This is a genomic window from Micromonospora sp. NPDC048830 (assembly GCF_043198215.1).
GTDB lineage: Bacteria > Actinomycetota > Actinomycetes > Mycobacteriales > Micromonosporaceae > Micromonospora.
In genome coordinates, this window is sequence record NZ_JBICUP010000028.1 from 48,013 (window position 1) to 68,267 (window position 20,255).

Annotated in this window: 19 protein-coding genes and 2 pseudogenes; 17 read left to right on the forward strand and 4 right to left on the reverse strand. The window is 73.1% G+C overall.

Annotated elements, in window-relative coordinates; translation table 11 throughout:
* Window positions 1–189 precede the first annotated feature (189 nt).
* The 4 genes from ACGFIZ_RS22545 (at window position 190) to ACGFIZ_RS22560 (ending at window position 4,060) form a co-directional block, all read left to right on the forward strand.
* Entirely contained in the window at window positions 190–1,479 is a 1,290-nt protein-coding gene (locus ACGFIZ_RS22545; RefSeq protein WP_393422145.1) for a sugar ABC transporter substrate-binding protein, read from the forward strand.
* Window positions 1,476–2,462, forward strand: coding sequence for a carbohydrate ABC transporter permease (locus ACGFIZ_RS22550; protein WP_393422147.1), 987 nt, complete (start codon window positions 1,476–1,478; stop codon window positions 2,460–2,462). Before ACGFIZ_RS22545 ends, ACGFIZ_RS22550 begins: the two co-directional genes overlap by 4 nt.
* Window positions 2,463–2,473: 11 nt before the next feature.
* The gene (locus tag ACGFIZ_RS22555; protein WP_393422219.1) at window positions 2,474–3,307 is read left to right on the forward strand and encodes a carbohydrate ABC transporter permease; all 834 of its coding nucleotides are present in this window, start codon (window positions 2,474–2,476) and stop codon (window positions 3,305–3,307) included.
* A 108-nt stretch (window positions 3,308–3,415) separates the two neighbouring features.
* On the forward strand, window positions 3,416–4,060 hold the full coding sequence (locus ACGFIZ_RS22560) for an MOSC domain-containing protein (RefSeq protein ID WP_393422149.1): 645 nt from the start codon (window positions 3,416–3,418) through the stop codon (window positions 4,058–4,060).
* A gap of 72 nt (window positions 4,061–4,132) precedes the next feature.
* Here ACGFIZ_RS22560 and ACGFIZ_RS22565 read toward each other — a convergent pair whose 3' ends face one another.
* The 3 genes from ACGFIZ_RS22565 to ACGFIZ_RS22575 all read right to left on the reverse strand — a co-directional run bounded on the left by ACGFIZ_RS22565 (window position 4,133) and on the right by ACGFIZ_RS22575 (window position 7,154).
* Entirely contained in the window at window positions 4,133–5,065 is a 933-nt protein-coding gene (locus ACGFIZ_RS22565) for a phytanoyl-CoA dioxygenase family protein (RefSeq protein WP_393422151.1), read from the reverse strand.
* 184 nt (window positions 5,066–5,249) lie between these two features.
* On the reverse strand, window positions 5,250–6,113 hold the full coding sequence (locus ACGFIZ_RS22570) for a hypothetical protein (RefSeq protein WP_393422221.1): 864 nt from the start codon (window positions 6,111–6,113) through the stop codon (window positions 5,250–5,252).
* Between the two features lie 258 nt (window positions 6,114–6,371).
* Window positions 6,372–7,154, reverse strand: coding sequence for an enoyl-CoA hydratase-related protein (locus ACGFIZ_RS22575; RefSeq protein ID WP_393422153.1), 783 nt, complete (start codon window positions 7,152–7,154; stop codon window positions 6,372–6,374).
* A gap of 19 nt (window positions 7,155–7,173) precedes the next feature.
* On the opposite strand from ACGFIZ_RS22575, the gene hemW reads away from it, so the two are divergent.
* Window positions 7,174–8,397 carry a radical SAM family heme chaperone HemW gene (gene hemW, locus ACGFIZ_RS22580; RefSeq protein ID WP_393422223.1) on the forward strand — a complete coding sequence of 408 codons (1,224 nt, stop codon included), beginning with the start codon at window positions 7,174–7,176 and terminating at the stop codon, window positions 8,395–8,397.
* Between the two features lie 39 nt (window positions 8,398–8,436).
* Here the strand turns inward: hemW and ACGFIZ_RS22585 are convergent, their stop codons facing one another.
* Window positions 8,437–9,072, reverse strand: a complete 636-nt coding sequence (locus ACGFIZ_RS22585; RefSeq protein ID WP_393422155.1) for a DUF4870 domain-containing protein — start codon at window positions 9,070–9,072, stop codon at window positions 8,437–8,439.
* Window positions 9,073–9,342: 270 nt separating this feature from the next.
* Here ACGFIZ_RS22585 and hrcA point away from each other — a divergent pair, with 270 nt between their 5' ends.
* The 12 genes and pseudogenes from hrcA (at window position 9,343) to era (ending at window position 19,925) form a co-directional block, all read left to right on the forward strand.
* Window positions 9,343–10,365 (forward strand): heat-inducible transcriptional repressor HrcA, encoded by a 1,023-nt coding sequence (gene hrcA, locus ACGFIZ_RS22590; RefSeq protein WP_393422157.1) that lies wholly within the window; start codon window positions 9,343–9,345, stop codon window positions 10,363–10,365.
* A 77-nt stretch (window positions 10,366–10,442) separates the two neighbouring features.
* Window positions 10,443–11,585: a molecular chaperone DnaJ gene (gene dnaJ / locus ACGFIZ_RS22595; protein WP_393422225.1), complete on the forward strand. Its 1,143-nt coding sequence runs from the start codon at window positions 10,443–10,445 to the stop codon at window positions 11,583–11,585.
* 51 nt (window positions 11,586–11,636) lie between these two features.
* Window positions 11,637–12,371 (forward strand): 16S rRNA (uracil(1498)-N(3))-methyltransferase, encoded by a 735-nt coding sequence (locus ACGFIZ_RS22600; RefSeq protein ID WP_393422159.1) that lies wholly within the window; start codon window positions 11,637–11,639, stop codon window positions 12,369–12,371.
* Window positions 12,372–12,606: 235 nt separating this feature from the next.
* Window positions 12,607–12,957 (forward strand): histidine triad nucleotide-binding protein, encoded by a 351-nt coding sequence (locus ACGFIZ_RS22605; protein ID WP_347669577.1) that lies wholly within the window; start codon window positions 12,607–12,609, stop codon window positions 12,955–12,957.
* A 95-nt stretch (window positions 12,958–13,052) separates the two neighbouring features.
* On the forward strand, window positions 13,053–14,423 hold the full coding sequence (locus tag ACGFIZ_RS22610; RefSeq protein ID WP_393422162.1) for a serine hydrolase domain-containing protein: 1,371 nt from the start codon (window positions 13,053–13,055) through the stop codon (window positions 14,421–14,423).
* A 160-nt stretch (window positions 14,424–14,583) separates the two neighbouring features.
* Window positions 14,584–15,330, forward strand: a pseudogene (locus ACGFIZ_RS22615) (PhoH family protein); the annotation flags it as partial.
* Between the two features lie 273 nt (window positions 15,331–15,603).
* Window positions 15,604–16,089, forward strand: a pseudogene (locus ACGFIZ_RS22620) (LAGLIDADG family homing endonuclease); the annotation flags it as partial.
* Window positions 16,090–16,284: 195 nt separating this feature from the next.
* Window positions 16,285–16,719, forward strand: a complete 435-nt coding sequence (locus ACGFIZ_RS22625; protein WP_347669611.1) for a PhoH family protein — start codon at window positions 16,285–16,287, stop codon at window positions 16,717–16,719.
* 9 nt (window positions 16,720–16,728) lie between these two features.
* Complete coding sequence (gene ybeY, locus ACGFIZ_RS22630) at window positions 16,729–17,202, forward strand: rRNA maturation RNase YbeY (RefSeq protein ID WP_347669579.1); 474 nt, start codon at window positions 16,729–16,731, stop codon at window positions 17,200–17,202.
* Window positions 17,178–18,614, forward strand: a complete 1,437-nt coding sequence (locus tag ACGFIZ_RS22635; RefSeq protein WP_393422227.1) for a hemolysin family protein — start codon at window positions 17,178–17,180, stop codon at window positions 18,612–18,614. Before ybeY ends, ACGFIZ_RS22635 begins: the two co-directional genes overlap by 25 nt.
* The gene (locus tag ACGFIZ_RS22640) at window positions 18,607–18,993 is read left to right on the forward strand and encodes a cytidine deaminase (protein ID WP_393422164.1); all 387 of its coding nucleotides are present in this window, start codon (window positions 18,607–18,609) and stop codon (window positions 18,991–18,993) included. The genes ACGFIZ_RS22635 and ACGFIZ_RS22640 overlap by 8 nt, the downstream gene beginning before the upstream one ends.
* Entirely contained in the window at window positions 18,990–19,925 is a 936-nt protein-coding gene (era, locus tag ACGFIZ_RS22645; RefSeq protein ID WP_393422166.1) for a GTPase Era, read from the forward strand. The genes ACGFIZ_RS22640 and era overlap by 4 nt, the downstream gene beginning before the upstream one ends.
* The last annotated feature ends 330 nt before the right edge of the window (window positions 19,926–20,255 follow it).

Genomic DNA, 20,255 nt, shown 5'->3' on the forward strand with positions numbered 1-20,255 from the left:
CGGCCTGCAGGCCGGGCGCCCTTTCGCATGGGTACGCCCCGGATCGTCCCGTCGGCGGGCTGCCCCCGCGCCCCCCTGCCTGGGGTACGGTCGCCTCGCTTGCGCGCACCCCTCTGTCGTAAAGGAATTTTTCCTACTAAGGTGCGGCGGGGAAGGTTAGTGCCAGAACGGCGCGAGGGAGATATGGGCGTGAACAGGTGGAAACGGCTGGCTCCGGTCACCGCCGTGGTGGCGTCGGCCGCGATGGTGCTCGCCGGCTGCGGCGGCTCCGGGGACGACGAGGCCGCCGACGACAGCAAGCTGACGGTCTGGATGATGGGCGAGGGCAGCGAGGCCCAGACGGCGTTCCTCGACGGCGTCGAGACCGAGTTCAAGAAGAAGCACCCGGACACCGACGTGGTCGTCCAGTACATCCCCTGGCTGGAGGCGCCGAAGAAGTTCCAGGCGGCGCTCGGCGGCGGTGAGGGCCCGGACGTCACCGAGCTGGGCAACACCGAGACCCAGGGCTGGGCCGCCCAGGAGGCGCTGGCGGACGTCACCGACAAGTTCGCCGGCTGGTCGGAGGGCAAGGACATCCTGCCCGACCTCGTGAAGAACGCCCAGCTCGACGGCAAGCAGTACGGTGTCCCGTGGTACGCCGGCGTCCGGGGCGTCTACTACCGCACCGACTGGTTCGCCGAGGCGGGCGTGAAGCCGCCGACGAACTGGGACGAGCTGGTCGCCGCCGCCAAGGCCGTCCAGGCCAAGAAGCCCAACACGTACGGCATCGCGCTGCCCGGCAACTCGGAGCTGCCGTTCTACTCCTTCCTCTGGGCCGCCGGCGCCGAGATCGCCACGAAGCAGGGCGACACCTGGAAGTCCGGCTACAACACCCCGGAGGCCCAGAAGGCGGTCAAGTTCTGGACCGACCTCGTCACCGTGCACAAGGTCGCCCCGCCGGCCGCCGCCGGCTGGAACGAGATCGACGCCCGGACCCAGTTCGCCACCGGCAAGGCGGCCATGGCCTTCGCCGGCAGCTGGCAGGGCGGCGCCATCAAGAAGGACAACCCCGAGATCGAGAAGGTCTGGGGCACCTTCCCCATCCCCGGCCCGGACGGCAAGCCGGCCCCGGCGTTCGCCGGCGGCTCGGACATCGCCCTGTGGAAGGACAGCAAGAAGCAGGACCTCGCCTGGGACTACATGACCGTGCTGCTGAGCAAGCAGAAGGACAAGGAGTTCGCCAGCAGCCTCGGCTTCTTCCCCGTCTACCAGGACCTGGTCGCCGGCGGCGAGTACGCCAGCGACAAGGTGATGGCGGCGTTCGCCACCACCATGCAGAACACCAAGCTGACCCCGCTCACCCCGAAGTGGGTCGAGGTGAGCCGGACCAAGACGGTGACCCAGGCCATGAACAGCTCGGTCATCAAGGGTCAGAAGACGGTCGAGAAGGCCACCGCCGACGCGGCCGCCGAGATGGAAAGCATCCTCAACGCGAAGTGACGACGCTGACCCAGGCGCCGGAGACGACCGCCGCGCGGGAGACCCCCGCGCGGCGGCGTCGCCGGGTGGACCGCCTGCCGTACCTGCTGCTCCTGCCCTGCCTGGTGATCATCGGCGTGCTGCTGCTGTGGCCGCTCGGCCAGGTCGTGGTGATGTCGTTCTACCGGCTCAACAACGTCCGGCAGCTACGCGGCGACCGCGAGTGGCCGTGGGTCGGACTCGGCAACTACGCCGAGATCCTGGGTGACCCGTTCTTCCTCACGGTGCTGCGCAACACGGTGCTGTTCGCCGTGGCCAACGTGGCGCTGACGATGATCCTGGGCACCCTGGTCGGGCTGCTGCTCAACCGGCTCGGCAGGCGGATGGCCACCTTCGTGGCGAGCTGCGTCATGCTGGCCTGGGCCACCCCGGCGCTGACCGGCACGATCGTCTGGAAGTGGCTGTTCGACGACACCTCCGGCCTGGTCACGTGGCTGTTCAACGCCCTGCCGGACGGGCTGTCCGAAACCCTGTTCGGGCGCAGCGACTGGACGGGGTACGGCTGGTTCAACTCGCCGCTGCTGTTCTTCACCATCCTCACGCTGGTGGTGGTCTGGCACTCGTTCCCGTTCATCGCCGTCAGCGTGCTGGCCGGGCTGAAGAGCGTGCCGAGCGAGCTGCACGAGGCCGCCCGGGTCGACGGCGCCGGGCCGTGGAAGGTCTTCTGGAAGGTCACCTTCCCGCTGCTGCGCCCCGTCTTCGGGATCCTGGTGGTGCTCTCCACCATCTGGGACTTCAAGGTGTTCACCCAGCAGTTCGTGCTGGCCGGCGGCACCCAGGACCGGCCGACGTTCATGCTCTCGATCTACTCGTACGCCGAGGCGTTCTCGCCACCGCCCAAGTACGGCCTGGGCGCGGCGATCGCGGTTGTCCTGACGCTGATCCTGCTGGTGGTGACCGGGGTCTACGTACGCATGGTGCTCAAGCAGGAGGAGGAGTCGTGAGGCGCGGCGCGGTGGTGAAGCGGGTCGCCCTCAACGGCGCCGGCCTGCTGGTGGCGCTCTTCGCGGCGTTCCCGGTCTACTGGATGATCGCGACGTCGCTCAAGCCCAACCGGGAGATCTTCTCGGCCACGCCCCGGCCCGTGCCGGCGGAGCCGACGCTGGAGCACTACCGGGAGATCCTCACCGGCAACCTGATCCCCGGCGTGACGTTCGCGGACTTCTTCCTCAACAGCGCCATCGTGGCGGTGTCCACCGTGGTGCTCAGCGGCCTGGTCGCGCTGCTGGCGGCGACCGCGGTGGCGCGGTTCCGGTTCAAGCTGCGGACCAGCTTCCTGATCATGCTGCTGGTGGTGCAGATGATCCCGCTGGAGGCGCTGGTCATTCCGCTGTTCCTGATGATCCAGCGGCTCGGCCTGTACAACACGCTGCCCAGCCTGGTCCTGACGTACCTCGGCTTCTCGCTGCCGTTCGCGGTCTGGATGCTGCGCGGCTTCGTGGCCGCCGTGCCCAAGGAACTGGAGGAGGCCGCCGCGATCGACGGGGCCAGCCGGGCGCAGACGTTCCGCCGGATCCTCTTCCCGCTGGTCGCGCCCGGCCTGGTGGCGACCAGCATCTTCTCGTTCATCACCGCCTGGAACGAGCTGATCTTCGCGCTGACCTTCGTCAACGACCAGGACCGGTACACGCTGCCGGTGGCGATGACGTTCTTCTTCGGCCGGGACGACACCGCGTGGGGGCCCGTGATGGCCGCCTCGACGCTGTTCACCCTGCCGGTCATCGTCTTCTTCCTGCTCGTGCAGCGCCGGATGGTCTCCGGCCTGGTGGCGGGCGCCGTCAAGGGCTGAGGTGCGGGGAGGGGTCCCTTCTCGGCGCCTGGCGTCGAGGAGGGGCCCCTTCGCACACCCCCTGCCGGCCCCGGCCGAGCGGCCGGACAGCCCGTAGGCTGGTACGCCATGACGGGCAGACTGGTGGCGGTGAACCTCGGCGTGGTGACCGAGGCGGAGTGGGCCGGCGACGCGAGCGGCCGCAGCGGGATCGACAAGCGACCGGGGGACGGGCCGGTGCTGCTCGGGGCGGACGGCGTGGCCGGGGACTTCATCGGCGAGCGGGCCCACCACGGCGGCCCCGACCAGGCGGTGTACGCGTACGCCGAGGAGGACGCGGCGTGGTGGGCGGCCGAGCTGGGCCGCGAGCTGCGGCCGGGCGCCTTCGGCGAGAACCTGACGACGTACGCGGTGGACGTGACCGGGGCGGTGATCGGCGAGCAGTGGCTGGTCGGCTCGGCGTTGCTCCAGGTGACCAAGCCGCGGACGCCGTGCACCACGTTCGCCGGGTTCTGGGGGGTGCCCGACCTGATCAAGCGGTTCACGGCGCGGGCCGCGCCCGGGGCGTACCTGCGGGTGCTGCGCGCCGGGGAGGCCGGCGCGGGCGACCCGGTGGAGGTGGTGGAGCGCCCGGCGCACGGGGTGACGATCGGCGAGGTGTTCCGGGCGACCACCCTGGAGCCGGAGCTGCTGCCCCGGCTGCTCGACGTCCCCGACCTGCCCGAGTGGATGCGGGAGAAGGCCGCCCGCCGGGTCGCCGGCCGCGCGGGCTGACCGCTCGGAAGCTCTCCCGGGATGTCGAGAAGGGCCTCCGGCCGGTTGGCAGGAGGCCCTTTCTCGCACAGCTCAGCGGAGCCAGGGGATGCTGCGGTCCAGCAGGCCGCGCTCCTTCAGCTCCTTACGCAGCGGGATCTCGTCGTCGATGTACCCGTTCCAGTTGATGCCCCAGTAGTTCGCGGTGTGGGTGCCCTCGCCGCAGAGCTGGCGCTGCACCGGCGTGCGGTTGGCCCACCACTCGCCGTCCTTGTTGATGTGCAGCTCGTCCAGCGGCCGGATCCAGCGGTACGTGTACCCGATGAAGAGCATCTTGCGGGTGATGGTGGACAGGTTCGTCGACCGGGAGTGCCACTGGCGGCGGTCGAAGATGAACGCGTCGCCCGGGTTCGCGGTGATCTCCACCGTGCCCTCCGGGTCCGGGTTGTGCACCGTCAGGTCGTCCGGCCGGGGCAGCGAGTTCCACAGGTGGCTGCCGGGGATCACCTTGGTGGCCCCGCGGCCGGTCTCCGACAGGTCGGAGAGCACGTACGCCACCTTCAGCGAGAACATCGGCCGGGGGAGGTTCGGGTCCATCGTCTCCGGGTCGGAGTTCTGCCGGTACCCGTCCTGGTGCCAGCCCCAGTACGGCTTCTCCGGCTCCAGGGCCGGCGGGGTGACGTCCAGGTGGTTGTGGTGGGTGTAGATGTTCCACCCGGCCAGGCCCCACATGTACGGGAAGGCGATCGGGTGGGTCAGCAGGTCGCCGAAGAGCTCGTCCCGCTCCACGAAGCCCAGCAGGTGCAGGGTGCCGTCCTTGGTGGTGTTGCCCTTGGCCTTCTCCTCCGCGTAGACGCGGTCGACGGCCTCCTCCAGGGCGGCCCGGTGGTCCTCCGTCAGCACGTTGCGCAGCAGGAGGAAGCCCTGCTCGTGGAACTCCTTGCGGTCGGTGTCGCTGATCGGCTCGTAGCCGGTCCGGCCCTGGTAATCGAACACCGCGTGGTACCCCTCCCGATGAGAAGCCATCTCTGGCACAGCAGCCGATCGTACTGCGCCGGCGGCCCAGGCTCCGGGTGAGGCACGCCCATATCGGGGCACGTCGGACCAACCGCAGTCGATTGGTCACGCACGGTGGCGGTCGGGTGGTGATTTGCGGGTATTGCCGTACCTGCCGGATTGTGCGGTGACCAAACCGCGGCCCGACGGCGGCTCAGGAGTCGGCGAAGACCTCCGCCAGCACCTGGCCGGTGGCGGCGGGGGTGTCGGCGGCCCGGCTCCACGTTCCGCCCCGGGCCGTCCACTCCAGGCTGCCGAAGCGCACCCGCTTCACGCCGTGGTCGGAGGCGTGCGAGACCAGCCAGTGCGCGTACCGCCAGCCGGAGCGCTGGTCGTCGGCGGGCACGGCCAGCCCCGTCGGGTCGGCCGCCGGGGGCGTCTCCGGCAGCCCCCAGTCCAGCCGCAGGCCCCGGGCCAGGGCGGCCGCGGCGGCCTCGCCGCGCATCACCGGCGTCGAGCCCACCGTGCAGGCCACCGCCCCGGTGGCGTCGCCCAGCAGCGCCCGGGTCAGCACCTGCGACTCGTCGGCCCACTTCTGGTACGCCTCGGGATAGGCCGACCGCTGCACCTTCTGCGCCGCCTCGGTGACCCGCATCTTCTCCCAGCCGCGCACCCGCTTCAGGGCGGCGTAGAACCGCTTCGTCGCGTACCGGGTGTCGCGGATCTGCTCCTCGGTGCCCCAGCCCTGGCTCGGCCGCTGCTGGAACAGGCCCACCGAGTCCCGGTCGCCGCCGGAGAGGTTGCGCAGCCCGGACTCCTGGTACGCCGTCGCGAGCGCCACCACCACGGCCCGCTCCGGCATCTGCCGCTGGATGCCGATCGCGGCGATGGTGGCGGCGTTGGCCATCTGGTCGGCGTCCAGGCGTACCTCGCCGTCGGCCTGAACGGTGCAGGTGCGGCTGGCCAGCGGAAGCCGCAGCTGCTGCCCGACCTGCCGGACGACGAGCCAGATCCCGGCGACGGCGAGGACCGCGACGACGACTCCGGCCGCGACGACTGCCCGACTTCGCACCCGCACCCCCTGTTCGACGGCGTCCGACAAGAGTACGTCCCTCCTGCCGCCGACCGGCTCGTCCGACCGGTTCGCTCCGTTGCGTAGCCGGTCGGCGACCTCTCGCGGTTTCCGCGCGGAGGCGGGCCGCCCGGCGGGACCCGGACGGCCTCGGCCCGGCGGGGCTTCCCCGCCCCCGGGCCGTGAAACGCCGGCTCGGCCGCGAAACGCCTGCCCGGGCCGCAAACCGCCCGTCCGGGTAGCGGCACAGCGCCGGAAGGCTGCTCAGGTCGTGGGCACCCAGGCGGCGTCGCGCTTCTCGCGGAACGCGGCCACGCCCTCCCGCCCCTCGGCGGCGAGGAAGTACCCGGTCGACAGGGCGGCCAGCTCGGTGATCTCGGCCCGCAGGTCGACCGCCGGCGGGCGGCGCAGCAGCGCCTTCGCCCCGGCCAGCGCCCTCGGCGCGCCGCGGACCAGCGAGGCGCACGCCCGCTGGACCGCCGCGTCCAGCCCGTCCGCCGGCACGGCCGCGGTGACCAGCCCGATCTCGGCGGCCCGCCGGCCGTCGAAGGTGTCGCCGGTGAGGTACAGCTCGGCGGCGGCCCGGGGGTGCAGCCGGGGCAGCACGGTCGCCGAGATCACCGCCGGGATCACCCCGATCCGCACCTCGGTGAAGGCGAACGTGGCCTCCTGGGCGCACAGCGCCAGGTCGGCCGCCGCGATCAGGCCCAACCCGCCGGCCCGGGCCGGCCCGGCCACCCGCGCCACCACCGGCTTCGGGCACTCCCACACCGCCGCGAGCACGTCGCCGAGCATCCCGGCGGGCACGGTCCCGCTGGTGTACGCGGCGGCGGTCTCCTTCAGGTCGGCCCCGGAGCAGAACACCGGCCCGGTGTGGTCGAGCACGACCACCCGGACGGCGTCGTCGGCCACCGCGGCGGCCAGCCCGGCCAGCAGCTCGGTCATCAGCGGCGTGGAGAGCGCGTTGCGGTTGTGCGGGCTGTCCAGGGTGAGGGTCGTCACCCCGCGGGCCGTGGCGACCCGCACGAGCGCGTCGGAGGAGGTCATGCCGGGCACACTAGTGGCCATGCCCGGCGCCCTTCCAGAAGGCGAATCCGTCCCCGCCGACGGCTCGCTGCCCGCCACCGCCACCCGCGCCGTCGGCGCGCGCGGCTTCGGCGTGTACGTCCACGTGCCGTTCTGCGCCAGCCGCTGCGGCTACTGCGACTTCAACACGTACACCGCCGACGAGTTGGGCGGCGGGGCCGACCGCGAGTCGTACGCCGACACGGTGCTGGCGGAGCTGGCGCTCGCCCGCCGGGTGCTGGCCGACGCCCCGCCGCCGCGGGTCGACACCGTCTTCGTCGGCGGCGGCACCCCCACCCTGCTCGCCGCCGACGACCTGGCCCGCATCCTGGACGGCATCGACCGCGCCTGGGGCCTGGCCGCCGACGTCGAGGTGACCACCGAGGCCAACCCCGAGTCGGTGACGCCGGAGTCGCTGAAGACCCTGCGCGCGGCCGGGTACACCCGGATCTCGCTGGGCATGCAGTCCGCCGCGCCGGGCGTGCTGGCGATCCTCGACCGCCGGCACACCGCCGGCCGGGCCACGGTCGCCGCCGGCGAGGCCCGCGACGCCGGCTTCGACCACGTCAACCTCGACCTGATCTACGGCACGCCGGGGGAGAGCGCCGAGGACTTCGCCGGCTCGCTGGAGCAGGTGGTGGCCGCGGGGGTGGACCATGTCAGCGCGTACGCCCTGATCGTGGAGGACGGCACCCGGCTGGCCGCGCGGATGCGGCGCGGCGAGCTGCCGTACCCGTCGGACGACGTGGCGGCGGACCGCTACCTGGCCGCGGAGGCCGCCCTCGACGCTGCCGGCTTCTCCTGGTACGAGGTGTCGAACTGGGCCCGGACGCCGGCCGGCCGGTGCCGGCACAACCTGCTCTACTGGAGCGGGGCGGACTGGTGGGGCCTCGGCCCGGGGGCGCACAGCCACGTCGGCGGGGTGCGCTGGTGGAACGTCAAGCACCCGAGCGCGTACGCGCGACGCCTCGCCGCGGGGGAGTCGCCCGGCCTGGCCCGGGAGGTGCTCACGCCCGGCGAGGCGCACATGGAGGACGTCATGCTGCGGCTGCGCCTGGCCTCGGGGCTGCCGCTGGAGGTGCTGGACGACGCCGGGCGGGCCGGCGCGCGGCGGGCCCTCGACGGCGGCCTGCTCGACCCGGCCCGGTACGCGGCGGGCCGGGCCGTGCTGACCCTGCGCGGGCGGCTGCTGGCCGACGCGGTCGTGCGCGACCTGCTGCCCTGACCGTGGTGCCCGACCGGCCGGGGGAGCGGCCGGCCGGGGTCACTTGATGAAGCTGACGGACATCGGGTAGCGGTACAGCTGCCCCTCGTTGGCCCGCAGCCCGGCGACGATGCCGAAGATGATGCCGACGGCCATGGCGGCGAGGCCGATCAGGACGCCGATCAGGATGCAGGTGAGGATCCAGCCCACCAGCGCGATGACCGACCAGAGGAGCTGGAAGTTCAGCGCGGCGACCGCGTGCGCGCGGACGGTCGGCGACTGGTTGCCCCGGGCCAGCAGCGCGATCAGCGGCGCGAGCCAGCCGAGCACGCCCCCGCCGAGGAACATCCCCGCGGCGCCGCCGAAGTGGGCGACCAGCACCCACGTCTTGTCCTCGTTGTTCGCGTAGCCGCCGGACGGCGCGCCGTACGCGCCACCCGTCGGATATCCGCCACCCGGCGGGTAGCCACCCGGCGGAGGGTAGCCCCCGGGCGGGGGGTAGCCGCTCGACGGCGGCTGGCCGCCCTGCGGCGGCGGATAGCCACCGGGCGGGGGATAGCCGGCCCCGCCCGGTGCCCCGGACAGTGGTGCGGTGGGGGGCTCGTCCGACGAGCCGTACGGCGCCGACGGCGGGGTCGGCTCCGGCGGCCAGCCGCCGGGGTCGCCCGCTCCGGGAGGGCGAGGTGGTTCAGTCATGTACATCACGGTAGGGGCTGCCGGCAAGGGGACACCAGAGCGACACTGGTCGGGTCCGGCGGGACGATCGGGCAGGAACGCACCGGCGCAGCCCGGGGGCGGTGCGGCCGGCGCACACGGGGTCCGTCGTTGATCTTCTCGCTGGCGGCCCCGCCGACGTAGACTGGCACTCGTTACAGTCGAGTGCCAGGCGCGCCCTCCGGCCCGGGTGCCGGTCGGGCGAGCGGACGCGCGGTGCCGGCGCCGACGTGCGACAGGAGGTGGGGAGAAGTGGGTCTCGACGACCGTAAGCTCGCCGTGCTCCGCGCCATCGTCGAGGACTACGTCGCCACGCAGGAGCCGGTCGGCAGCAAGGCCCTGGTCGAGCGGCACCAGCTCGGAGTCTCCCCGGCGACCGTCCGCAACGACATGGCGGTGCTGGAGGAGGAGGGCTACATCCGGCAGCCGCACACCAGTGCCGGCCGGGTCCCCACCGACCGTGGCTACCGTCTCTTCGTCGACCGGCTCTCCCGGGTCAAGCCGCTGAGCCCGGCCGAGCGCCGGGCGATCGAGCGCTTCCTGGTCGGCGCGGTCGACCTCGACGACGTGGTGCACCGCACCGTCCGGCTGCTCGCCCAGCTGACCCGGCAGGTCGCCGTGGTGCAGTACCCGAGCCTGGCCCGCTCCTCCGTACGCCACCTCGAGCTGGTGCCGATCTCCACCACCCGGCTGATGCTCGTGATGATCGCCGACACCGGTCGGGTCGAGCAGCGGCTGGTCGAGCTGCCCGCGCCGATCCCCGCCGACGACGTCACCGACATGCGCCGGCTGCTCAACGAGAATCTGGTCGGCACCCGGCTGTCCGAGACCCCGCCGCTGGTGCAGGCGGTGGTCGAGGAGTCGCCGTCGCACCTGCGCCCGGCCATGGCCACCCTCTCCAGCGTGCTGCTGGAGACGCTGGTGGAGCGGCACGAGGAGCGGATCGCGCTGGCCGGCACCGCCAACCTGGCCCGGGGTGGCCTGCTCGACTTCCAGGGCTCGCTGCGGCCGATCCTGGAGGCGCTGGAGGAGGAGGTCGTCCTGCTCAAGCTCATCGGCGAGGCGGAGCCGAGCACGACGCGGGTCCGCATCGGCGACGAGAACGAGATCGACAACCTGCGCGCCGCCTCCGTGGTCAGCACCGGGTACGGCCCCGGCGTGACCATCGTGGGCGGCCTGGGCGTGCTGGGCCCCACCCGGATGGACTACCCCGGCACCATCGCCACCGTCAGGGCCGTGGCACGCTACGTGGGCGAGCTGCTGGCCCAGAACTGACCAGTCAGGGCCGACAGGGCCGGATTCCGACCGACGACCGGGCGCAACGCGAGACGAACATGAGGACACCGAACGCAGTGGCCAGGGACTACTACGGCATCCTCGGCGTGAGCCGGGACGCCTCCGACGACGAAATCAAGCGCGCCTACCGCAAGCTGGCGCGGCAGTTCCACCCGGACGTGAATCCGGACCCGGAGGCCCAGGAGAAGTTCAAGGACATCAACGCCGCGTACGAGGTCCTCTCGGACGACCGGAAACGGCAGATCGTCGACCTGGGTGGCGACCCGCTCGCGCCGGGCGGCGGGGGCGCGGGTCCGGGTGGCCCCGGCGGGGCCGGCCCGTTCGTGGGCTTCCAGGACATCATGGACGCCTTCTTCGGCGGCGCGGCCGGCGCCTCCCGCGGCCCGCGACCGCGCACCCGGCCGGGGGCGGACGCGATCCTGCGGCTGGAGCTCGACCTGCACGAGACGTCGTTCGGCGTCGAGGCGCCGATCACCGTCGACACGGCCGTGCTCTGCACCACCTGCTCCGGCGCCGGCACCGCCGCCGGCACCCACCTCGCCACCTGCGAGGCGTGCGGCGGCCGGGGCGAGGTGCAGTCGGTGCAGCGCACCTTCCTCGGCCAGGTGGTCTCGGCCCGGCCGTGCACCGTCTGCCAGGGCTACGGCACCACGATCCCGCACCCCTGCCCGACCTGCGCCGGCGACGGCCGGGTGCGCACCCGCCGCTCGCTGACCGTCAAGATCCCGGCGGGTGTCGAGGACGGCATGCGGATCCGGCTGGCCCAGCAGGGCGAGGTCGGTCCGGGCGGCGGCACGGCCGGCGACCTGTACGTGGAGATCCACGAGCGGCCGCACGACGTGTACTCGCGCAAGGGCGACGACCTGCACTGCCGGGTCACCGTCCCGATGACGGCCGCCGCCCTCGGCACCCGGCTGACCATCAAGACGCTGGACAGCGAGGAGACGGTCGACGTCAAGGCGGGCACCCAGCCGGGCAGCACGCTGCGGCTGCGCGCCCGGGGCGTGCCGCACCTGCGCGGCACCGGCCGGGGCGACCTGTACGTCCACCTCGACGTGCGGACCCCGACGAAGCTCGACGCCGACCAGGAGCGGATGCTGCGCGATTTCGCCAAGACCCGGGGCGAGGAGGTCGCCGAGCTGACCAAGCAGGGCGGCTTCTTCTCCCGGATGCGCGACGCGTTCAACGGCCACGCCTGAGTCGTGGCGGCCAGCCGCCCCGGCACCGGCCGGGGCGGTTAGCCTTTGCTCGTGTCCGCGCCGCTGTTCCTGGTCGAGTCCCTGCCCACCGCCGACCAGCTGACGCTCGACGGCCCCGAGGGGCACCACGCCGCCACCGTGCAGCGGCTGCGCGTGGGCGAGGAGCTGCTGCTGGCCGACGGCCGTGGCGGCACCGCCGCCGCCGTGGTCCGGGCCGTCGGCCGCGGCAGCCTGGAGCTCGACGTCACCTCCCGGGGGTACGTCGACGCGCCCGTACCCCGGGTCGCCGTGGTGCAGGGCATCGCCAAGGGCGACCGGGGCGAGCTGGCCGTGCAGGCGATGACCGAGGTCGGGGTGGACGAGATCGTCCCGTGGGCGGCGTCCCGCTCGGTCACGCTGTGGCGGGGGGAGCGGGGCGTCCGGGCCCGGGAGAAGTGGGTGGCGACCGCCCGGGAGGCGGCGAAGCAGGCCCGCCGCCCGTGGCTGCCCGTGGTGGCCGGCGCCCCCGACGAGTCGACCGCGACCGTGGCGCGCCGCATCGGCGGGGCCGCCGCCGCGTTCGTCCTGCACGAGGAGGCCGACGAGCGGCTCAGCACCGCCGAGCTGCCCGCCGTCGGCGAGATCGTGCTCGTGGTCGGCCCGGAGGGCGGCATCGCCCCGGCCGAGCTGGACGCGTTCCGCGCCGCCGGCGCCCGCGCCGTCCGCCTTGGCCCGGCGGTGCTGCGCACCTCCACCGCCGGTGTCGCCGCGCTCAGCGTCCTGGCAACCCGCCTGGCCCGCTGGTGACCCTCGCGTCGATCATGGAGCTGTGGCGCCCCGCGAAGGTAACAAATCGGGGCGCTCCGCCCACCACGGGTCCATGATCGACGAAGTGGGGGTCAGGTACGCAGGTAGGACGCGCCGTTGAGGTCGACGATCGTGCCGGAGGCCCACTCCGCCTCCGGGCTCGCCAGCCAGTACCGCCCGTGCGTTCACGGGCCACATCATGCGCCAGCCGTTCGCCAGCGCTTACCATGCCCCGATGGGATCCGACTGCCTGTTCTGCCGCATCGTCGCCGGGGAGATCCCGGCGACCGTCGTCCGGGAGACCGACACCACCCTGGCGTTCCGGGACATCGACCCGAAGGCCCCGGTGCACGTGCTCGTCGTCCCGAAGGAGCACTACGCCGACGTGGCCACCCTGAGCCAGGGCAACCCGGCGCTGGCCGGCGAGCTGCTGGCGGCGGCCGCCACCGTGGCCGAGGACGAGGGGCTGCTCGGCGACGGCTTCCGGCTGATGTTCAACACGGGCGAGTACGGCGGCCAGGAGGTCTTCCACGTCCACGCGCATGTGCTCGGCGGCGCGCCGCTCGGGCCGATGGTCTGCCGCTGAGCGTCCCGACGGCGTCCGACGACCCGCGCCGCGCTCGCCGCGCCGTCCGTACCTCGCGGGCCGGCGGCACGAGCTCCTCCCTAGACTCCACGCCCATGACTGCGATCGGCGGGCGCCTGGAGCGGATGGTGCGGCGGGCCCAGGCCGAGGGGCGGGTGCCGGCCGTGTCGGCCGCCCTGCACCGGGCCGACCGGCCGCTGTGGACCTGCGCGGTCGGCGGCACGGGCAACGACCATCCCCTCGGGCCGCGGACGCGGTTCCGGATCGGCTCGGTCACCAAGACCTTCACCGCCGTACTGGTCATGCAGTGCCGCGACGCCGGCCTGCTCGACCTGGACGACCCGGTCGCCCGGCACCTCGACGTCCCGGCGCACGGCGAGCTGACCGTGCGCCGGCTGCTGTCCCACACCGCGGGCCTGCAGCGGGAGCCGTACGGCGACGTCTGGGACACCCTGGCCGCCCCCGACGTCGAGCAGCTCCTGGCCGACCTGGCCCGGGCCGAGCGGGTGCTGCCGCCCGCCCGCCGCTACCACTACTCGAACCTCGGCCTCGCGCTGCTCGGGCAGCTGGTGGCCCGGCTGTGCGGCGGCACCTGGGCCGAGGTGCTCGCCGAGCGGGTGCTCGCCCCGCTCGGCCTGACCGCCACGACCGACCGGCCCGACCCGGCGGCGGCCACCGGGTTCCTGGTCGACGCCTACTCCGACGAGGCGCACCCGGAGCCGCCGACCGACTTCGGCGCGGTCGGGCCCGCCGCCCAGCTGTGGAGCACCGCCTCGGACATGGCCCGCTGGGCGGCGTTCCTGGCCGACCCGGCCGCGCTGGACCCGTCGGGTGCGGTGCTCGCCCCGGCCACGCTCGACGAGATGCGCTGGCCGCGGACCGTCACCGACGAGACGTCCTGGGGGGCCGGGTTCGGGCTGGGCCTGATCCTGGTGCCGCAGGGAGACCGGGTGATCCACGTCGGCCACGACGGGGCGATGCCCGGCTTCCTGGCCGCCGTCTACGGCCGGTGCGGCGGCCCCGGCACTCCCGGGGCGATGGGCTGCGCCGTGCTCGGCTCGTCCGGGACCGGGGTGCGGGTGCTGGAGCTGACGCACGAGCTGCTCGCCGCGTCCGCCGAGCACGACCCGGCCGACATCGCGCCGTGGCGGCCGGGTGAGCCGGCCCCGGCGCACCTGCGGGGGATGCTGGGCCGCTGGTGGGGCGAGGGCTTCGAGTACGTCTTCAGCTGGCACGACGGGGCGCTGCGGGCCCGGGGCGCCGACGACCCGGCTGGGAAGCCGCCGGCGGTGTTCGCCCCGCTGCCGGACCGGCCGGACGTGTTCCGGACCGTCTCGGGGCGGGAGGCCGGCGAGCTGCTCCGACTCACCCGCGACGAGCACGGCACGGTGACCCGCCTGCACTGGGCCACGTACCGCTTCACCCGCACCCAGGAGACCTTCGACGGCTACGACTTCCGCCGCTGACGCTCCGGGGTGGGCTCCCCCTGGCGGGCCGGTCGGCGGCGGGAGATGGGCGAGGTGCGGCGGCGGGGGTAGCGATAGAATGGGGGGCAACCGACCGCCGTGCCAGCAGGGCGCGGCGCCGAGATCGAGAGCAGGTGGCTCAGGGCCCGCGGCCCGACCTATGACCGGCACCCCACCTCCCGGCCCGCCCCGGGTGCAGACCAGGATCACGGTCCCGGACTCGAAGATCATGGTCAACCTGCTCGGCGCGGGCGACGAGATCCTGCGACTCGTCGAGCGTTCGGTCAACAGCGACGTGCACGTTCGCGGCAACGAGATCACCATCACCGGCGCGCCCGCGGACAACGCCCTCGCCGAGCGCCTCTTCACCGAGCTGCTCGAACTCATCGAGAAGGGTGAGACCCTGACCACCGACGCCGTCCGGCGTACCGTCGGCATGCTCGAGCAGGGCGGCACCGAGCGGCCCGCCGAGGTCCTGACGCTCAACATCCTCTCCCGGCGCGGGCGCACCATCCGCCCCAAGACCCTCGGGCAGAAGCGCTACGTCGACGCGATCGACGCCAACACGATCGTCTTCGGCATCGGCCCCGCCGGCACCGGCAAGACCTACCTGGCGATGGCCAAGGCCGTCCAGGCGCTCCAGGCCAAGCAGGTCAACCGGATCATCCTCACCCGGCCGGCGGTCGAGGCGGGAGAGCGGCTGGGCTTCCTGCCCGGCACGCTGAACGAGAAGATCGACCCCTACCTGCGCCCGCTCTACGACGCGCTGCACGACATGCTCGACCCGGAGACGATCCCCAAGCTGATGGCCGCCGGGACGATCGAGGTCGCACCGCTGGCGTACATGCGGGGGCGTGCGCAGCCTTACGACGCCCGCGTCCTGACGCCGGAGGGATTCAAGCCATTCGGGTCGCTCCAGGTCGGCGACCTGGTCATCGGCTCGGACGGGAAGCCCACGCCGGTGATCGGCATCTACCCGCAAGGACCCAAGCAGGTCTACCGGGTCACGACCCAGGACGGCGCGTCGACCGTCTGCTGCGGTGAGCACCTCTGGACGGTCGCGACGCCGGAGGACAAGCGGCACGGACGTCGGCGCACTCTCGAGACGCGGGAGATGATCGGCCAGGAGCGGCGAGGCCACATCCGCCGGTACGAGCTCCCGGTCGTGGCGCCCGTCCAGATGGAGTCGAAGGACGTTCCGCTCGATCCGTACGTGCTCGGTCTGCTGCTCGGGGACGGCTCGATCTCGTGTCAGACGACGCCAGGATTCAGCACGGCGGACCCGGAACTCGCTCGCGCGATCGAGGACGCGCTCGCCGACATCGAGCTCGTCCGCAGGAGTGACTACGACTTTGTCCTCCGGCACGTCAACGGGCACCGGGGCGGGGTGATCGTCGCGAACCCGGTGACGGTCGCAATCCGCGCGCTGGGTCTGGCCGGGGCCACATCGGGGACCACGTTCGTGCCCGACGTCTACAAGCAGAACAGCATCGACGTCCGGCTGGCCCTCCTGCAAGGGTTGCTGGACACCGACGGGGGGCCGGTCGTCCAGGCAGGACGCACCTGCCGGGTGCAGTTCACGACCACGTCCGCTCGCCTGCGGGACGACGTCGTCTACCTGGTCCAGTCGCTCGGTGGCGTCGCGTCGTGGCGGGTTCGGGAGGCCGAGGGGCGGGAGCCCGGCTGGGCGAACGGTCGTCCGGTTCCCTACCGTGCCGACGCCTATGTCCTGGACATCCGGCTGCCCGAGAGCGTCCCGCCGTTCCGCCTGTCACGCAAGCGCCAGCGGTACGAGGAGCACGGCGGTGGCCGACCGATGCGTTTCATCGACTCGATCCTCCCCGCCGGTGTGCAGGAGACGATGTGCATCCAGGTGGCGGCAGAGGACTCGCTGTATGTCACCGATCACTTCCTGGTGACGCACAACACCCTCAACGACGCGTTCATCATCCTCGACGAGGCCCAGAACACCACGCCCGAGCAGATGAAGATGTTCCTCACCCGGCTGGGCTTCGGCTCCAAGATCGTGGTGACCGGCGACGTCACCCAGGTGGACCTTCCCGGCGGGACGACCAGCGGCCTGCGGGTGGTCCGGGAGATCCTGGAGAGCGTCGAGGACGTCCACTTCGCGCAGCTGTCCAGCTCCGACGTGGTGCGCCACCGGCTGGTCGGGGAGATCGTCGACGCGTACGCCCGCTGGGACGCCGAGCGGGAGAACCAGCAGGCGCAGGGCGTGCACGCCGTGCCGGGGCGGACCGCCCAGGGCGGCCGGGCCGGCCGGCGCCGCCAGACCTAGGGAAACCACTTGTCCATCGAGATCGCCAACGAGTCGGGTGTCACCGTCGACACCGACGCCGTGCTCGCCGTCGCCCGCTACGCCCTCGACGAGATGGGGGTCAACCCGCTCGCCGAGCTGTCCGTGCTGCTGGTCGACATCGACTACATGAGCGAGCTGAACCACCGCTGGATGGGCGGTGACGGCCCGACCGACGTGCTCGCCTTCCCCATGGACGAGGGCAGCGTCGACCACGGGCCGGGGGAGTCCAGCGCGGCCGGCGGCGAGCCGGCCCTGCTCGGCGACATCGTGCTCTGCCCGGAGGTGGCCGCCAAGCAGGCCGCCACCGCGGGCCACTCGGCCGCGGACGAGCTGCACCTGCTCACCGTGCACGGCGTGCTGCACCTGCTCGGGTACGACCACGCCGAGCCGGAGGAGGAACGGGAGATGTTCGAGCTCCAGGCCCGGCTGCTCGCCGGCTGGCGGTCGACCCGGTCCCGGTGATGTCCGCCCCGATCATGGCTGGCCCGGTGTCGGCGGCCGGTGCCACCACGGCCGGCCTGCCCGACCTGCAACTGATCGTCTTCGCCGCCGGGCTGGTGGTGCTGGCCGGCCTGATCGCGATGACCGAGGCCGCGCTCGCCGCGGTCTCCCCGGCCCGGGCCGCCGAGCTGGCGCGCGACGGCGTCCGGGGCGCGCGTACCCTCCAGGCGGTCGCCGGCGACGTGGTCCGGCACCTCAACCTCCTGCTGCTGCTGCGGCTGCTGGCCGAGCTGACGGCCACCACGCTGGTCGCCCTGGTCGCCGTCGACACGTTCGGCGCGGGCTGGCGGGCGGCGCTGGTCACCGCCGGCGCGATGACCGTGGTCAGCTTCGTGGTCGTCGGGGTCGGCCCGCGCACGCTGGGCCGGCAGCACGCGTACGCGGTGGGCCGGGCGGTCGCGCCGTTGGTGCGCTGGCTGGGGCGGGCGCTCAACCCCCTCGCGTCGCTGCTGATCCTGATCGGCAACGCGGTCACCCCGGGGCGCGGCTTCCGGGAGGGCCCGTTCGCCACCCAGGTGGAGCTGCGCGAGCTGGTCGACCTCGCCGAGCAGCGGGGCGTGGTCGAGCACGGCGAGCGGCAGATGATCCACTCGGTCTTCGCGCTCGGCGACACCATCGCCCGGGAGGTGATGGTGCCCCGCACCGAGATGGTGTGGATCGAGGAGCACAAGACGCTCGCCCAGGCCCTGGCCCTGTTCCTGCGCTCCGGCTTCTCCCGCATCCCGGTGATCGGGGAGAACGTCGACGACGTGCTCGGCGTGCTCTACCTCAAGGATCTCATCCGGCACACCCGGGGCGGCGATCTCGCCGCGGCCCAGCTCCCGGTGGCGGAGCTGATGCGCCCGGCCACCTTCGTCCCCGAGTCGAAGCCGGTGGACGACCTGCTGTCGGAGATGCAGGCGGCCCGCAACCACCTGGTGATCGTCGTGGACGAGTACGGCGGCACGGGCGGCCTGGTCACCATCGAGGACATCCTGGAGGAGATCGTCGGGGAGATCACCGACGAGTACGATGTCGAACGCCCGCCGGTGGAGCGGCTGGAGGACGGTTCGGTGCGGGTCGCCGCCCGGCTGCCGGTCGAGACCCTGGGCGAGCTGTTCGACGTCGAGCTGCCCGCCGACGAGGTGGAGACGGTCGGCGGTCTGCTCGCCCAGGCCCTGGGCCGGGTGCCGATCCCAGGTGCCGAGGCCGAGCTGGCCGGGCTCCGGCTGGTCGCCGAGGGCACCACCGGCCGGCGCAACCGGATCGACACGGTGCTGGTCAGCCGGGTCGAGCCGACGGACACCAGTGACACCACCCCGGGGCGCGGCGAGCCCGCCGAGGCCCGGGGCGCCCAGAACCGATCCGAGGAGAGGCAGCCCGCCGATGCCTGAGTCACCCGCCCCCGCCGCCGCCCGCCCGACCCCGTCCGCGCCGGCCGAGCTGAGTGCCGAGGACAACAAGCTGGTCATCCTGGCCCGCGGGGCCCGCGGCCGGGTGGGCGCCGTGGAGGGAGCGGCGGTACGCGACCAGGACGGCCGCACGTACGCGGCGGCGAGCGTCGCGCTGCCCTCGCTGGCCCTGACGGCCCTCCAGCTCGCGGTCGCCTCCGCCGTGGCGGCCGGCGCCACCAGGCTGGAGGCGGCGGTCGTGGTGACCGAGGCTTCCACGCTGGACGGGGCCGGGTACGCCGCCGTCCGCGACCTCACCGCGGACGCGCCGATCCACCTGGCGGCTCCGGACGGCACGGTGCTGGGCACGGTGGTCGAGTGACCGGCCGCCCCGCGGGCGGCGGTCGCGCGGGCGGGCCGGTCGATCCGGGGAAGCGCCCCTACCGGGCCGGGTTCGCCTGCTTCGTGGGCCGGCCGAACGCCGGCAAGTCGACGCTGACCAACGCCATCGTCGGCCAGAAGATCGCGATCACCTCGAACAAGCCGCAGACCACCCGGCACGTGATCCGGGCGGTGCTGCACCGGCCCGACTCGCAGCTCGTCCTCGTCGACACCCCGGGCCTGCACCGCCCCCGTACGCTGCTCGGCGAGCGCCTCAACGACCTCGTCCGGCAGACCTGGAGTGAGGTCGACGTGATCGGCCTCTGCATTCCGGCAAACGAGCCGGTCGGCCGGGGCGACCGGTTCATCACCGGGGAACTGTCGGGGCTCAAGGCCACCGTCATCGCCGTGGTGACCAAGACCGACCTGGTGGACCGGGCGCGGCTGGCCGAGCAGCTGCTCGCGGTCGGCGAGCTGGGCGAGTTCGCCGAGGTGGTCCCGGTCAGCGCGGTCTCCGGGCACCAGGTCGACACGCTGGTCGACGTGATGACCGGCTACCTGCCCGAGTCGCCGCAGCTCTACCCGGACGACATGCTCACCGACGACCCCGAGCAGGTGCTGGTCGCCGAGCTGGTCCGCGAGGCGGCGCTGGAGGGGGTCCGCGACGAGCTGCCGCACTCGATCGCCGTGGTGGTGGAGGAGATGATCCCCGAGGGTCAGATCACCAAGATCTACGCCGACGTGTACGTCGAGCGGCCCAGCCAGAAGGCAATCATGATCGGTCACCGGGGCAGCCGGCTCAAGGCGGTCGGCACCGCGGCCCGCCGGCAGATCGAGGAACTGCTCGGCACCCGCGTCTACCTGGACCTGCACGTGCGGGTGGCGAAGGACTGGCAGCGCGACCCGAAGCAGTTGCGCAAGCTGGGCTTCTGAGCGCCGCGCCGGCCTGCCCGACGGCGGGTCGGCGCGGCGCCCCAAGCGCGGCGCCCCAAGCGCGTCAAGCGCGGCGCCTCACGTGCGGTCGCCTCACGTGCGGAGCTGAGGTCCCGGGTGACTGGGGGTTGTTCTCCGCCGCTGTGGAGCTGCCCCGTCCGTGCTCCCGTGTTCCGTCCCGCCCCGCCTGTCCCGTTCGGTGTGGTGCCGTTCCGCTTCCGCCCGGCTCGTTCGGTGTGGTGCCGTTCCGCTTCCGCCCGGCTCGTTCGGTGTGGTGCCGTTCCGCTTCCGCCCGGCTCGTTCGGTGTGGTGCCGTTCCGCTTCCGTCCG

Coding starts and splice junctions, on each gene's coding strand:
- ACGFIZ_RS22560 (WP_393422149.1), top strand. CDS start 3,416: ATGACGGGCAGACTGGTGGCGGTGAACCTCGGCGTGGTGACCGAGGCG.
- ACGFIZ_RS22565 (WP_393422151.1), bottom strand. CDS start 5,065: ATGGCTTCTCATCGGGAGGGGTACCACGCGGTGTTCGATTACCAGGGC.
- ACGFIZ_RS22575 (WP_393422153.1), bottom strand. CDS start 7,154: ATGACCTCCTCCGACGCGCTCGTGCGGGTCGCCACGGCCCGCGGGGTG.
- hemW (WP_393422223.1), top strand. CDS start 7,174: ATGCCCGGCGCCCTTCCAGAAGGCGAATCCGTCCCCGCCGACGGCTCG.
- ACGFIZ_RS22585 (WP_393422155.1), bottom strand. CDS start 9,072: ATGACTGAACCACCTCGCCCTCCCGGAGCGGGCGACCCCGGCGGCTGG.
- ACGFIZ_RS22605 (WP_347669577.1), top strand. CDS start 12,607: ATGGGATCCGACTGCCTGTTCTGCCGCATCGTCGCCGGGGAGATCCCG.
- ACGFIZ_RS22610 (WP_393422162.1), top strand. CDS start 13,053: ATGACTGCGATCGGCGGGCGCCTGGAGCGGATGGTGCGGCGGGCCCAG.
- ACGFIZ_RS22625 (WP_347669611.1), top strand. CDS start 16,285: ATGTGCATCCAGGTGGCGGCAGAGGACTCGCTGTATGTCACCGATCAC.
- ACGFIZ_RS22640 (WP_393422164.1), top strand. CDS start 18,607: ATGCCTGAGTCACCCGCCCCCGCCGCCGCCCGCCCGACCCCGTCCGCG.